This window comes from Chryseobacterium indoltheticum (assembly GCF_003815915.1).
Lineage (GTDB): Bacteria > Bacteroidota > Bacteroidia > Flavobacteriales > Weeksellaceae > Chryseobacterium > Chryseobacterium indoltheticum.
In genome coordinates this window covers 795,066-809,526 of sequence record NZ_CP033929.1, presented here as the reverse complement: position 1 = coordinate 809,526, position 14,461 = coordinate 795,066, and the positions used below count along the sequence as shown (strand labels likewise).

General features: G+C 35.1%; 11 protein-coding genes. 2 read left to right on the top strand and 9 right to left on the bottom strand.

Annotated elements, in window-relative coordinates; translation table 11 throughout:
- Positions 1-79: 79 nt before the first annotated feature.
- The 3 genes from EG358_RS03840 to folE form a co-directional block, all read right to left on the bottom strand.
- Positions 80-1,243, bottom strand: a complete 1,164-nt coding sequence (locus EG358_RS03840) for a T9SS type A sorting domain-containing protein (protein ID WP_076557566.1) — start codon at positions 1,241-1,243, stop codon at positions 80-82.
- A 199-nt stretch (positions 1,244-1,442) separates the two neighbouring features.
- Positions 1,443-2,909 carry a cysteine--tRNA ligase gene (cysS, locus tag EG358_RS03835; RefSeq protein WP_076557564.1) on the bottom strand — a complete coding sequence of 489 codons (1,467 nt, stop codon included), beginning with the start codon at positions 2,907-2,909 and terminating at the stop codon, positions 1,443-1,445.
- Between the two features lie 156 nt (positions 2,910-3,065).
- Positions 3,066-3,734 carry a GTP cyclohydrolase I FolE gene (gene folE / locus EG358_RS03830; protein ID WP_076557562.1) on the bottom strand — a complete coding sequence of 223 codons (669 nt, stop codon included), beginning with the start codon at positions 3,732-3,734 and terminating at the stop codon, positions 3,066-3,068.
- Between the two features lie 98 nt (positions 3,735-3,832).
- On the opposite strand from folE, the gene EG358_RS03825 reads away from it, so the two are divergent.
- Together EG358_RS03825 and EG358_RS03820 are read left to right on the top strand one after the other, a co-directional pair.
- Positions 3,833-4,984 (top strand): hypothetical protein, encoded by a 1,152-nt coding sequence (locus EG358_RS03825; RefSeq protein ID WP_076557560.1) that lies wholly within the window; start codon positions 3,833-3,835, stop codon positions 4,982-4,984.
- A 17-nt stretch (positions 4,985-5,001) separates the two neighbouring features.
- Positions 5,002-5,487, top strand: coding sequence for a hypothetical protein (locus EG358_RS03820; RefSeq protein ID WP_076557558.1), 486 nt, complete (start codon positions 5,002-5,004; stop codon positions 5,485-5,487).
- A gap of 35 nt (positions 5,488-5,522) precedes the next feature.
- Here EG358_RS03820 and metF read toward each other — a convergent pair whose 3' ends face one another.
- The 6 genes from metF to EG358_RS20000 all read right to left on the bottom strand — a co-directional run bounded on the left by metF (position 5,523) and on the right by EG358_RS20000 (position 14,460).
- Positions 5,523-6,482, bottom strand: coding sequence for a methylenetetrahydrofolate reductase [NAD(P)H] (gene metF / locus EG358_RS03815; protein WP_076557556.1), 960 nt, complete (start codon positions 6,480-6,482; stop codon positions 5,523-5,525).
- 66 nt (positions 6,483-6,548) lie between these two features.
- Positions 6,549-9,215: a methionine synthase gene (gene metH / locus EG358_RS03810; protein WP_076557554.1), complete on the bottom strand. Its 2,667-nt coding sequence runs from the start codon at positions 9,213-9,215 to the stop codon at positions 6,549-6,551.
- Between the two features lie 4 nt (positions 9,216-9,219).
- Entirely contained in the window at positions 9,220-10,311 is a 1,092-nt protein-coding gene (locus EG358_RS03805; protein ID WP_076557552.1) for a fatty acid desaturase family protein, read from the bottom strand.
- Between the two features lie 64 nt (positions 10,312-10,375).
- Positions 10,376-11,386, bottom strand: a complete 1,011-nt coding sequence (locus EG358_RS03800) for a homocysteine S-methyltransferase family protein (protein ID WP_076557550.1) — start codon at positions 11,384-11,386, stop codon at positions 10,376-10,378.
- Positions 11,387-11,629: 243 nt separating this feature from the next.
- Positions 11,630-12,790: a trans-sulfuration enzyme family protein gene (locus EG358_RS03795; protein WP_076557548.1), complete on the bottom strand. Its 1,161-nt coding sequence runs from the start codon at positions 12,788-12,790 to the stop codon at positions 11,630-11,632.
- A gap of 128 nt (positions 12,791-12,918) precedes the next feature.
- On the bottom strand, positions 12,919-14,460 hold the full coding sequence (locus EG358_RS20000) for an ACT domain-containing protein (RefSeq protein ID WP_076557546.1): 1,542 nt from the start codon (positions 14,458-14,460) through the stop codon (positions 12,919-12,921).
- Position 14,461: the final 1 nt, after the last annotated feature.

Sequence of the window (14,461 nt, the reverse complement as noted above, 5' to 3'; positions counted from 1 at the left end):
GTTGCAATATCAAATTTTTATTAAAAAACCTTCTCTCAATAAAGAGAAAAGGTCTTACAATATTATAAAAAAGTCAGTTTTACTTAGTAATCAAAATTTTCTTTGATAATAAACTTTTCCCCGATTCTCCTGTGATACTCACCACATACGTTCCGGTTACCAAATTTCTGAGATAAATCTGTTGATTAAGATTTCCGTCTTTTACCGACAAGTTGGTATTCAATACCGATTTTCCGGAAACATCAAAAATATTCACTTTAATATTTCCTTTTACAGCTTTGTCATTTATATTCACGGTAATCGTCTGTTCATCAACTTTCGTTGGGTAAATATCAACATTGGCTAAACTATTTACAGCAGAAATTCTATCGTTCGCAAAATATTTACTTGCCAAATCATAAATATGCAGATTCTGCTCACCAGGAAGTTGTTTTGCTTCCAGATTATTAAGGTTTAACTCATACAAAGCTGCTCCTTTTGCACTTGCAATCACTACTTTTCCTTTAGAATTTACGGCGGCTCCATTTACAGAATACGCATCAGGTAAACCTGTAATTTTTCCGACAAATTTTGCCTTTAGTTCTTTAGTTGAAATTTTAAATACATTTCCCGACACTGAAAAAACGTAAAAATTATTATCTGCATCGGCGATCATGTCGCCACCAAAACCAGTTTCCATCGCTGTAAAAGAATTTTTACCGTTCGAAGCATCATCTTTAATGATTCCAAGATCGTTTACAACATATTGATTATTCTTTTTACTGATTTGAATAAACTGCGTGCCTGCATTATTGATTGCATAAATATTTCCGTCATAGCCGGTTGCCATTCTTGTAATATGCGAATTGATATCGCACGATGTAACTCTCGCCACTATATTTTCAACTAAAGTAATTTTTTTTGTTTTTTGGTTTAAAACATAAATATTAGACGAAAACATGGGCATGTACACCAAATTATTACCCGAAGAATCATAGGCTAAAGCTGCCAAAGTCATCGACTGAGCATGATTGTAAGAAGTTTTATCTTCTGTAACTGCAGTTTTTCTGGATTGTGAAACCACTTTTGCCTCTGAAGAAACTCCGAAGATACTTTCACCGGAAGTTCCGTCTGCATTCATCGAACGGAAATCATTAAACTCAATTCTTGGAGAATCCTTTCCTGCTAACGCAAAAAAATCCTGCTGTGCACTGATTGTATTTCCAAGTAATAATAAGATAATAGGGAATAAATGTTTTTTCATGTGTAAATTTTTATTTTGTAATTGTTTTAGCCTTACTAAGTTAAACAATTTTTAAATTTAATTTTGAAAAAAAATCTTATTCATTAAAATAAAAAAACACCATCAAAAATCCCGCAGATTTCACGGATTATCGCAGATGATATTGATTATCAATCTGCATTATCGGTGTAATCTGCGGGAGATTAAAATTTATTTTAAATCAATTCAGGACATAGGTTGTACCTTCTCTTCCATCTTTTAGCTCAATTCCTTCAGCCAGAAGCTTATCTCTGATCTGATCTGAAAGGTCAAAGTTTTTAGATTTTCTTGCCTGATTTCTCAATTCAATCAAAACCTGTAAGGTCTGATCTAATTTTTCATTATTATTTTCTTCGATATTCTGCAATCCTAAAACATCAAAAACAAAAGCATTTAATGTTGATTTTAAATCATCCAGATCTTTCGCAGAAATCGTTTCCTTTTCATCTTTTAAAGCAAAAATAAATTTCACTGCTTCAAATAAATGAGCAATAAGAACAGGCGAATTGAAGTCATCTGTTAAGGCATCATAACATTTCGTTTTCCAATCTTCCAGACTAAAACCAGATTGTTTTTCATCATTCGGAGCAATTGAATTTAATATTTTTAATGCTTCCATTAATCGAGTGAAGCCTTTTTCGCTCGCCAACATCGCATCATTAGAAATATCTAAAACACTTCTGTAATGCGCCTGTAAAAAGCAGAAACGAACAATCGTCGGATGAAAAGATTTTTCAAAAAAATCATTCTCACCAGAAACCAACTGCATCGGCAAAATGTAATTTCCTGTCGACTTACTCATACGTTGGGAATTCATTGTCAACATATTAGCATGCATCCAGTAATTCACCGGGGAAGTTCCGTTACAAGCTTTTCCTTGGGCGATTTCACATTCATGATGTGGAAATTTCAAATCCATTCCACCACCGTGAATATCAAACGTTTCACCTAAATATTTAGTGCTCATCGCCGTACATTCAAGATGCCATCCCGGAAAACCTTCGCCCCAAGGAGAATTCCAACGCATGATATGTGCAGGAGAAGCTTTTTTCCACAATGCAAAATCCTGAGGATTTTTCTTTTCACCCTGACCGTCTAAATCTCTTGTATTGGCAAAAAGCTCTTCGATATTACGTTTTGAAAGCTCGCCGTAATTCAAACCTCTTGCGTTATATTCTAAAACATCAAAATAAACAGAACCGTTGCTTTCATAAGCAAAACCTGTATCGATTAATTTCTGAGTTAATTCGATCTGTTCTACAATATGACCCGTTGCTGTGGGTTCAATATTTGGAGGTAATAAATTGAACATATCTAAAACCTTGTGAAAATCTACAGTATATTTCTGTACAATTTCCATAGGTTCCAATTTTTCAAGACGGGTTTGCTTTACAAAACGGTCATTATTGACGTCTCCATCATCGGTAAGGTGACCTGCATCGGTAATGTTTCTTACGTATCTTACCTTGTACCCAAGATGGGTCAAACTTCTGTAAATAAAATCGAAAGAAAGGAAAGTTCGTACGTTTCCTAAATGTACATTGCTGTAAACGGTCGGCCCACAAACGTACATTCCTACATTTCCATCTAAAATTGGTTTGAATATTTCTTTTTCCGCAGTAAGCGAATTGTATATTTTTAGTTGCATTTATTGATTTGATTTAATGATTTTAAAATTTATTTTACTGTTCAAACATATCAAAAGAAATAATCTTTTAACAGCAGCATTCGCAGCAACAACAAATAATGGTTGTGATGAAAATCTGATTTGAAACTTTTTTAAATTTTATCATTATTTTAAATTTTAATAATCCAGTTTTGCATGGCTTCCTACATAATGCAGAAACTCCTGTCTTGTAATAGGATTGGTTCTAAAAATCCCGCTTAATTCTGCAGTAATTGTAGAACTTGCTGTATCTTTTATCCCTCTACAATTTACGCAAAGATGTTTAGCATCGATAATACAGGCAACATTTTTTGTTCCCAAAGCATCTTTCAACGCATCAACAATCTGCATGGTCAATCTTTCCTGAACTTGCGGTCTTTTTGCGTAATAATCTACAATTCTGTTGATTTTCGACAAGCCAATAACATCACCGTTTGAAATATAGGCAACATGCGCTCTTCCGATAATCGGTAAAAAATGATGTTCGCAGAAAGAGTAAACTGTAATATCTTTTTCCACCAACATCTGGCGGTATTTATATTTATTTGAAAAGGTAGAAATCCCGGGTTTATTTTCGGGAAGCAATCCTCCGAAGATTTCGTTAACATACATTTTCGCCACCCTTTTTGGAGAATCTTTTAAAGAATCATCGGTCATATCAAGACCAAGTGTTTCCATAATTTCGCCAAAAAGTTCGGTAATTTTTTCTATTTTTTCCTGTGGCGATTTCTCAAAAGCATCTTCACGGATCGGCGTATGCTCTTTCCCTGTAAAAATATCATCATCGTTATCGGTAAAATCAACCATTTTAAATAATTTTCAACAAAAATACGCATAAAATCTTTTCGTCTATTTCAATTTATACTGAAAAATATTACCTTTCGGTTTTATTCTGCTAAAAACTTATGATTACTGTTGAAGAAGTACAAAATACCCAGCAAAAAAAGGAGTTTCTCAATTTCCCTGCAAGACTTTATCAGCATGACAAAAATTACATCAGACCTTTAGATAAAGACATCAACGATGTTTTTAATCCTGAAAAAAATAAATTTTACACAAACGGAGAATGTACACGTTTTATATTTAAAAATAAATCTGAAACTGTAGGTAAAATTGCAGTTTTCATCAATAAATCTTACGAACAAATTCAACCGACAGGCGGAATTGGCTTTTTCGACTGTATCAACGATCAGGAAACCGCTAATTTTATTTTTAATCATTGTAAAAACTGGCTTCGAAAAAGAGGGATTGAGGCAATAGATGGACCCATCAACTTTGGGGAACGCGATAAATTTTGGGGACTTTTAACAGAAGGATTTTTGGAACCTTTATATTGCATGAATTATAATTTCCCATATTATAAAGAGCTTTTTGAGAATTACGGTTTTAAAACTTATTATGAACAGCTTTGTTTTTCCAGGCCTATTTTTGCAGAGGTATCCAGAGTTTTTACAGTAATGCATGCTAAATATTCAAAAAACGCTAAAATATCTGCTAAACCGCTGAAAAAGAATAATCTTGAAAAGTTTGCTAGAGATTTTACAGAAGTTTATAACTCTGCTTGGGCATCTCACGGAAGTGGAAAACAGATAGAAGAAGCCAAAGTTTTGAAAATGTTTAAGGGCATGAAGCCTATCATCAATGAGCACATTTCATGGTTCGTTTATGAAAATGAGAAACCTATTGCAATGTGGATGAATATTCCTGACCTCAACCAATGGTTCAAATATCTGGACGGTAAATTTGGAATTATTGAAAAATTAAAATTTTTATGGGTTAAAAAGTTTAAAAAAAATGAGAAAATGGTTGGTCTCGTTTTTGGTGTGATACCCGAATGGCAGAAAAAAGGTATTGAAGGGTATATGATTTGGGAAGGCACTCAACATCTAAGAATGCATACGGATTTTAAAACCACCGAGCTGCAATGGATTGGTGATTTTAATCCTAAAATGATAAAAATTGCCGAAAATCTCGATACAACAGTCACCCGGAAACTTGCAACTTACAGATATTTGTTCGATCAAGAGAAAGATTTTGAGCGACATCCAATTATATAATTTTTAAAACATCAATTATGGATTCAATTATTTTATTTTTTATTTTTTTTCTATTTCTTATTTTATCAATTCCGGCAATTATTTTTCTGATTGCATTTTTAGCAGCCAGAAGCCGAAAGAAAAAACAACAAGTGCTTTTAGAACAAACGGGAACTCCTGAATATTATGCATTTGTACGATACAATGTGGGAGACACTCAAAACCAATTCTTTAAAGTAAAAGCTTTTCAGGGAAGCGGAATTATTTATGTTGAAGACCGAAAAATTATTTTTAAAGACACTTTAAATCAAAATCCATATACATTTATCTTAGATGAATCTTCAATAAAGTGGGAAGATGTAAATATTGTAAATGGTTTGCTAAAGTGGTTTTCGATTTCAGATAATACAAAAAAATATTTTTTTAACATCGACAGTGGAATGTTTATATTCAACACCAACTCTTCAAAACCCACAACAAAAAGTGTCTTTGATAAATTGATTCAATATCAAACAGGATTATAAATAAAAGAGGCTGTTCCAATGAACAGCCTCTTTTATTAAAACAGCTCTCCAGCTACTTTTTTAATATTATCGCTTTTTCCCATCGAGTAAAAATGTAAAACGGGAACGCCAAAATCAAGCAGTTCTTTGCATTGGCTGATTGCCCATTCGATTCCTATTTGCTTTACGGCTTCGTTATTTTTTGCACTTTCAACAGCATTGATTAAATCTTCAGGTAAGTCAATTTTGAAAACTTGTGGTAAAAGTTTCAGATGATTTTTGGTCGCAATAGGTTTTATCCCTGGAATAATCGGAACAGTGATGCCCATCTCTCTGGCTTTAGTAACAAATTCGATAAACTTTTTATTGTCAAAAAACATTTGTGTAACGATGTAATCTGCACCTGCATCTACTTTTTGTTTCAGCCATTTCAAGTCATAATTCATTGAAGGGGCTTCCATGTGTTTTTCTGGATAACCGGCAACTCCGATGCAAAACTTGTTGTGTTCGTCACAAATCTGCTCATCATTATGAAGATATTTCCCGCGTCCTAAATTATTAATCTGATTAACTAAATCCATTGCACTTGCATGACCTCCTAAAGTGGGTTCAAAATATTGATGACCTTTCATCGCATCACCACGAAGCGCCATAATATTATCTATCCCAAGGTACATACAGTCTACCAAAAGATATTCTGTTTCTTCTTTGGTAAAACCTCCGCAAAGCAAGTGAGGAACGGTATCTACATTATATTTATGCTGGATCGCCGCACAGATCCCCAAAGTTCCGGGACGCATTCTGGTAATTCTACGTTCCATCAGGCCATTTCCTTTATCGATGTAAATGTATTCTTCACGCGAAGTCGTCACATCAATAAAAGGCGGTTTAAATTCCATCAGAGGATCAATATTTTTATATAAATCTTCAATCCCAATTCCTTTCTGGGGCGGAACAACTTCTAAAGAAAACAAGGCTTTTCCGTTGGCGTTTTTTATGTGGTCTGTGATTTTCATTTAATAATAGTAAGTTTTAATTTTTAAAGGGTATTCAAGTTTCGGTAACAACAAAGCCACTAAAAATTAAATCCCATCTGCTAAATTCGGGTTCAGCCATTTTCTCGCTTCCTGCAAAGAAATTCCTTTTCTTACAGAATATTCTTTCAATTGATCTTCAGAAATTTTTCCTAAACCAAAATATTTGGCGTGCGGACTTCCAAAATAATATCCGGAAACTGCTGCTGTTGGGAACATAGCTAAACTTTCAGTAAGATAAACACCAGTGTTTTCTTCCACCTTTAACAAATCCCAAATGGCATGTTTTTCCAAATGATCAGGACATGCGGGATAGCCCGGCGCAGGACGAATTCCTTTGTATTTTTCGGCAATCAAATCTTCGTTGCTCAAATTTTCCTGATTGGCATATCCCCAATATTCTGTACGCACTTTTTTATGCAAAAACTCAGCATAAGCTTCGGCAAAACGGTCGGCGATGGCTTTTACCATGATCGCATTGTAGTCGTCGTTATCTTTTTCATATTGATCAGATAATTCATCGGTTCCAAAACCTGTACACACGCAGAAAGCTCCCATATAATCGGTCTTTCCTGAGCTTTTAGGTGCTATAAAATCACTTAATGCGATATAATCTTTCCCTTTTGATTTCTGAACCTGTTGTCTTAAAGTCAAAAACTTAACTTTTTCCTGATCATTTTCATCGTAAATTAAAATGTCATCAGTTTCGTTTGAATTGGCTTTAAAAATTCCAAAGATTGCTTTGGCAACCAACAATTTTTCATCAACGATTTTCTTTAAAATTTTCTGTCCGTCTTTGAATAATTCTTTTGCCTGTTCACCAACAACTTCATCATCAAAAATATTCGGATATTTTCCGTGAAGATCCCAGCTTCTGAAAAACGGCGACCAGTCTATAAAAGGAACTAATTCTTCCAAATCCTGATTTTCAAAAACCTGAATTCCTAAATTGTTGGGTGTAAAAATTTCTTCGTTTTCCCAATCAATTTTAAATTTATCTTTTCGTGCATCTTCCAGAGAAACATAGTTTTTATCGACCTGCCTGTTCAGAAATTTTTCTCTGAAATCTGAATAATCATTTTTAAGATCGTTTACATATTCTTTATTGCGATCTCCTAAAAGAGAACTCACCACATTTACAGCACGGGAAGCATCATTTACATGAACAACGGCATTTTTATATTTTAAATCAATCTTTACGGCAGTATGCGCTTTAGAAGTTGTTGCACCACCTATTAATAAAGGAAAATTGAGATTCTGACGTTCCAGTTCTGATGCGATATACACCATTTCATCCAGACTTGGCGTGATCAATCCACTCAAACCAATTACATCAACCTGATGATCAATGGCTGCCTGAATAATTTTCTCGGCAGGAACCATTACACCTAAATCAACAATATCGTAATTATTACAACCCAAAACTACACTCACAATATTCTTTCCGATATCGTGAACATCGCCTTTTACGGTTGCCATCAAGATTTTCCCGTTGGGTTTCTGAGCAACATCTTTTTCAGCTTCTATGAATGGTTGCAAATAAGCTACTGCCTTTTTCATTACACGAGCAGATTTTACAACTTGTGGAAGAAACATTTTTCCGCTTCCGAAAAGATCACCAACAACACCCATTCCCGTCATCAGATTGATTTCAATAACGTGAAGCGGTCTGGCAGACTGAAGTCTTGCTTCTTCTACATCTTCTTCTATAAAACGGTCGATTCCTTTCACCAAAGAGTGTGTAATTCGCTCTTGTAAAGGATAACTACGCCATTCTAATTCTTCTACCTTTTCTTTTTTAACCGATTTATTTCGTTCAGAATAATCTAAAAGCCGCTCTGTAGCATCTTCTCTTTTGTCGAGAATTACATCTTCTACGAGTTCCAGAAGTTCTTTATTAATTTGATCATAAACCTCAAGCATTGCCGGGTTTACAATTCCTATATTCATTCCGGCTTGTAGGGCGTGGTAAAGAAAAACCGAGTGCATTGCTTCTCGCACCGTATCATTTCCACGAAAAGAAAACGAAACATTGGAAACTCCTCCACTCACCGAAGCGTAAGGAAGATTTTGTCTCACCCAACGTGTGGCCTCAATGAAATCGATTGCGTTGCGGCGGTGTTCGTCCATTCCGGTTGCAACAGGAAATATATTTAAGTCGAAAATAATATCTTCAGCAGGAAATTTAACCTCATTTACCAAAATATCGTAAGAACGTTGAGTGATTTCCAGTCTTCTTTCATAGTTATCGGCCTGTCCGACCTCATCGAAGGCCATAACAATCACCGCCGCTCCGTATCTTTTGATCGCTTTGGCGTGTTTCACGAACTCTTCTTTTCCTTCTTTTAAACTGATGGAATTCACCACACACTTCCCCTGAACAACTTGTAAACCGGCTTCCAGAATCTCCCATTTGGAAGAATCGACCATGATCGGAATTTTGGAAATATCAGGTTCGGAACCAATCAAATTCAGAAATTTAATCATGGAAGCTTTTCCATCGATCAAACCGTCGTCAAAATTGACGTCAAGAATCTGAGCACCGCCATCCACCTGATCTCTTGCGATATCTAAGGCTTCAGAAAATTTCTCTTCTTTGATTAATCTTAAAAACTTTTTAGATCCGGCAACATTGGTTCTTTCACCTACATTGATAAAATTACTTTCCGGAGTAATAATCAGAGGTTCGAGCCCTGATAATTTTAAATATTTCATTAATTTATTCTTCTAAAATAAAATAGGCGTTATTCGCATTTTGCTTCAGCAAATCGACATGTTTGCCCAAAGCATTGAAAATCGGAAATCGTTTGTAGCTCAAGTTATTTTCTCTGGCAAACTGCTCGATTTCCTCGGTAATTTCGTTATAATACATATAGCTATAGTTCGGGAAAAGATGATGGGCCACATGAAAGTTGAAATTTCCCAAAACATTTCTCACAAACCAGTTATTTTCTTTCAAATCATTGGTCACTTCCAATTGATGTCGGATCCAGCTGAACGGAAGCCCATTTTTCTCATCCAATTTCGGAAAAGCATTATCCGGAAGCGGATGTAAAGGCAACAACACAAAAAGTGCAAAAATGCTTGCTGCAATCACCTGCAAAAACCAAGCACCCAAAGCCAAACCAAGAGAAATTTTAAAAAATAAAACAGGAATAGCAATCTGATAGAAAAAGTAAAATAATTTAAAGCTGATCATTTTAATCTTTTCTGAAACCGGAATTTTACCCTGAGTTTTTAAAATTACTCTTTCATTATCAAAAAAATCCCTGAAATCTCTGATAAACATCCAGTTAAATAAATAAAGCGGATACACCAGAAAGAAAAAGAAATGCTGAAATTTCTGAATTCCTTTAGCTTTAATCCATGGAACGATGAGTAAAATTCCGCTCTGCTCAATGTCGGTATCCCAACCATCAACGTTTGGATAGGCGTGATGCGATGCGATGTGCCTTTTTTTCCAGATATAAGAATTGGCTCCCACAAGATCGAAAATTTTCAGGATCAGACTGTTGAGTTTTTTACTTTTAAAAATATTGTTGTGAGCTGCCTCGTGAATTAAATTTAAATAAATTAAAACCAGAGAAATGCCCATCAGAACAAAACTCGAAATATAAACCCAAGGCCGATCTGCATTTAAAAGCGCAAATACATACAAGCCAAAATAGACCAAAGGCAAAATAATCGCTTTGATCTGAATGTAAACATCTCTGTTTCGGGGAAGTGCTTCTACTCGCTGGTTCACTCTTTTTCTTAATTCATTAAACAGTTTGGCGTCGTCCGGATTTTTTAGGTAAATTGGCTTTTCCATAGGATTATTGTTTTGGATTTAAAAAAAGTATTTTCATACTTGCTCTAAATTTCCAAATCAAAAATCATACAAAATCCTTCACTTTTCTGGGCTCATATTTATCAACTAAATCAGCTATTGCTTTAATGTGTTCTGGAGTGGTACCACAGCATCCGCCGATAATATTGATCAATCCTTTTTCTACATATTCTCTGATTTGCTCAGCCATAAACTCTGGAGATTCATCGTATTGCCCGAAAGCATTTGGTAAACCGGCATTTGGATAAGCCGATACATGGAATTCCGAATTGTGAGCCAAAGTTTCTAAATAAGGTGTTAACTGATTGGCTCCTAAAGCGCAGTTGAAACCTACACTTAATAAATTCAAATGTGAAACCGAGATTAGAAAAGCTTCTGCGGTTTGCCCGCTTAATGTTCTTCCTGAAGCATCAGTAATCGTTCCTGAAACCATGATTGGGATTTCAATTCCTCTTTCTTCCTGAATTTCGTCGATCGCAAATAACGCTGCTTTGGCATTCAATGTATCAAAGATCGTTTCTACCAAAAGAATATCTGAACCGCCATCTAACAAAGCTTCTGATTGTTGTTTGTAAGCTAGTCTTAACTCTTCAAAAGTAATTGCACGATAACCAGGATCATTGACATCCGGACTTAAACTTGCAGTTCTGTTCGTAGGACCAATAGAACCGGCAACAAATCTTGGTTTGTCAGGATTTTTAGCGGTAAACTCATCACAAACTTTTCTGGCAATTTTTGCGGACTCGTAATTCAGTTCGTACACCAAATCTTCCATATGGTAATCTGCCATTGCGATTGTAGTTCCGGAAAATGTATTGGTTTCCAAAATATCGGCTCCGGCTTGTAGGTATTTTCTATGAACTTCTTCAATTGCTTCGGGTTGCGTAAGAGAAAGAAGATCATTATTTCCTTTTACAGGATGTTCCCAATCTTTAAAACGCTCGCCACGGTAATCTTCTTCTTCGAATTTATATCGCTGAAGCATTGTTCCCATCGCTCCGTCGAGGATAAGAATACGTTTCTGCAATGCTTTATATAGTTGTTCTGAATTTTTCATTTTATTTATTATGACATATTTTTTAATAGTATTGCATCCTATTCTCTATTAAATCGTCCCTTTGGGACTCTTTATTTATTTCAAACTTTTATTTCAAACTTTTATTTTAATCCTTGTCAAGGTTTTGAACCTTGACAAGGATTATTTGCCGAATCTTTACGCTGAATCTCTGCAGCCTGACTTGAACGAGGTCCTTCGACAAGCTCAGGATAAATTCAGGCGGATAAAGCTGCCCAAATTAGTTTAATCTAATGCCTGCTTTAAATCTGCAATAATATCGTCCACATTCTCTAAACCTACCGAACAGCGAACCAAACCTGCGGTAATTCCCACTTCGTTTCTTTCTTCATCTGTCAATTTAGAATGCGTTGTAGAAGCGGGATGCGTAACAATCGTTCTTGTATCGCCTAAGTTTGCAGAAAGTGAACATATTTTTATTTTATCTAAAAATTTTCGCCCACCTTCGATACCGCCTTTAATTTCGAATGCTACAATATTTCCGCCTAATCTCATCTGTTTCTTCGCAACTTCATAGCTTGGGTGAGATGGAAGAAATGGATATTTCGTCAGTTCTACATTCGGATGGCTTTCTAAAAACTCAGCTACTTTTAAGGCATTTTCACAATGTCTCTCCACACGGATTGCCAAAGTCTCTAAGCTTTTTGATAAAACCCAAGCGTTGAAAGGTGACATTGCAGGACCTGTGTTTCTTGCGAAAAGATAAATCTCACGAATCAAATCTTCTCTACCAACTGCTACTCCACCCAAAACACGACCTTGACCATCAATTAGTTTTGTGGCAGAATGCACAACCACATCTGCTCCGTATTTTATAGGTAGTTGCAAATAAGGAGTTGCAAAACAGTTGTCTACAATGAAAATCAGATTATGTTTTTTAGCAATCTGACCAAAAAATTCTAAATCTAAAATTTCTATCGCAGGATTTGTTGGCGTTTCCAAATACAAAATTTTTGTATTTAGCTTGATGTATTTTTCTACATTTTCAGAATCTTCAGCTTTGAAATACGTCGTTTCAATATTCCATTTTGGAAAATACTTGGTAAACAATGTATGTGTAGATCCGAAAACTGACTGACAGCTTACAATGTGATCACCCGCATTCAATAAAGTGGCAAAAGTTGAATAAATTGCCGCCATTCCGGTAGCGAAAGCGTAACCCGCTTCTGCACCTTCCATCTTGACGATTTTATCGGTAAATTCTTTAACATTAGGATTTGAAAATCGGCTGTACAGGTTTTTAGATTTTTCTTCGGCAAAGCTCGCTCTCATATCTTCCGCATCTTCAAAAACGAAGCTTGAAGTAAGGTATAGAGGCGTAGAATGCTCGTCAAACTGAGATCTTTCAGTTTGGGTTCTTATAGCTAAGGTTTCGAAATTTTCCATATAGTTTGAAATGTAACAATGTATCAGTTTAGCAATGTAACAATGAGATTCTTCACTTTTTTTCGATCAGAATGATACTTGTAATAAACATTGGTAAACTGTTACATTATTAAATTGTTATATTAATATTATTTAGTTTCACTTAATCTTAAAATATCTCCGAAAACTCCTCTTGCTGTAACCTTAGCTCCGGCGCCGGCTCCCATGATGACAATTGGATTTTCACCATAACTTTCGGTGTAGATTTCAAAAATTGAATCTGAGCCTTTCAGTTGTCCCAAAGCGGAAGTTGCAGGAACAGAAATTAGCTTAACATCAAGATTGCCTTTCTCTTTCTGTAAATCGCCGTGCAAATCACCAACATATCTTAAAACGTGACCAGGCTCCTGATTTTTCTTAATTTTATCGTATTCTTCATCCAAATCTTCTAACCTTGAAAGGAATTCCTGTTTTGATATAGAAAGCAAAGCTTCCGGAACCAGATTTTGGATGTTGATATCGTTAAATTCATTTATTAAATCTAATTCTCTCGCCAAGATCAATAACTTGCGAGCCACATCATTTCCTGATAAATCTTCTCTTGGATCTGGTTCGGTGAAACCTTTTTCAAGCGCTTCATTAACGATTGTAGAAAATTTATCATTTCGCAAAGAGAAGTTATTGAAAACATAACTCAATGTTCCTGAAAAAACACCTTTGATTCTTGTAATATTTTCACCGGAAAGATGTAAAAGTTTTATGGTATCGATTAATGGCAAACCTGCTCCAACATTGGTTTCATACAAATAACGTTTGTTGTTTTTATTCAACGTATATCTTAGTTTACGGTATTCTTCAATTGGAAGTGTGTTGAAAATTTTATTTGAAGAAACCAAATCGAAGCCGTTTTCTGCCAACGCATGGTAATTTTTAACAAAATCTGTACTTGCCGTGTTATCGACTACGATTAGATTTTCAAGCTGGTTTTCTTTAGAGAAATTAATTAATTCTTCTACATTTGAAGTTTTTTCAGAGGCAAAAATCTCATTGCTCCATTGGTTGTCAAAACCTTTTTTGTTGAAAGCTATTTTTCTTGAATTAGCTACCGCAACAACTTTAAGATGTATATTTTTTCTTCTTTTAATTTCTTCCGAAGAATGTAAAACCTGCTCTATTAAAGTCTTTCCTACATTTCCGTGACCAATAATTGCGAGATGAACTGTTTTTGGTTTTTTGAAAATTTCAGATTCAATGATATTTTTAGTTTTCTCATCCTGAGAAGATGTCACAACAATATTGATACGCTTTTCGCTTGAATTCTGGTTTAACAACAATGGAAAAACGTTATTTCTTGCCAATTCTGAAAGTATTTTATTGAGATCTTCTGCCACAAAACCGATAACAGAAACATTGTTGATGCTGTAAATCTGAGAAACTTTACCTGATTTTCTTTCTGCAGCAAACTCTTCGATCAGACAGTTTACCGCTTTTTCAGAATCATCTTCGTGTACCAGAATCGACAATCCGTTTTCTACTGCCTGCTGAGAAATTATCCCAACACTGATACGGGCGAATGTAAGCGCTTTAAATACTCTTCCATCGATCCCTATTTCACCTAAAAAATCTTCTCCTTCAAATTTAATGATTGATCTGTTCTTTAAAAATTTTATTTCGTTTGCATTACTTTTCATC

Bases quoted from the DNA above. Each gene is read 5' to 3' on its own strand.
- EG358_RS03840 (WP_076557566.1), bottom strand. From the start codon at position 1,243: ATGAAAAAACATTTATTCCCTATTATCTTATTATTACTTGGAAATACA.
- cysS (WP_076557564.1), bottom strand. From the start codon at position 2,909: ATGCAACTAAAAATATACAATTCGCTTACTGCGGAAAAAGAAATATTC.
- folE (WP_076557562.1), bottom strand. From the start codon at position 3,734: ATGGTTGATTTTACCGATAACGATGATGATATTTTTACAGGGAAAGAG.
- EG358_RS03825 (WP_076557560.1), top strand. From the start codon at position 3,833: ATGATTACTGTTGAAGAAGTACAAAATACCCAGCAAAAAAAGGAGTTT.
- EG358_RS03820 (WP_076557558.1), top strand. From the start codon at position 5,002: ATGGATTCAATTATTTTATTTTTTATTTTTTTTCTATTTCTTATTTTA.
- metF (WP_076557556.1), bottom strand. From the start codon at position 6,482: ATGAAAATCACAGACCACATAAAAAACGCCAACGGAAAAGCCTTGTTT.
- metH (WP_076557554.1), bottom strand. From the start codon at position 9,215: ATGAAATATTTAAAATTATCAGGGCTCGAACCTCTGATTATTACTCCG.
- EG358_RS03805 (WP_076557552.1), bottom strand. From the start codon at position 10,311: ATGGAAAAGCCAATTTACCTAAAAAATCCGGACGACGCCAAACTGTTT.
- EG358_RS03800 (WP_076557550.1), bottom strand. From the start codon at position 11,386: ATGAAAAATTCAGAACAACTATATAAAGCATTGCAGAAACGTATTCTT.
- EG358_RS03795 (WP_076557548.1), bottom strand. From the start codon at position 12,790: ATGGAAAATTTCGAAACCTTAGCTATAAGAACCCAAACTGAAAGATCT.
- EG358_RS20000 (WP_076557546.1), bottom strand. From the start codon at position 14,460: ATGAAAAGTAATGCAAACGAAATAAAATTTTTAAAGAACAGATCAATC.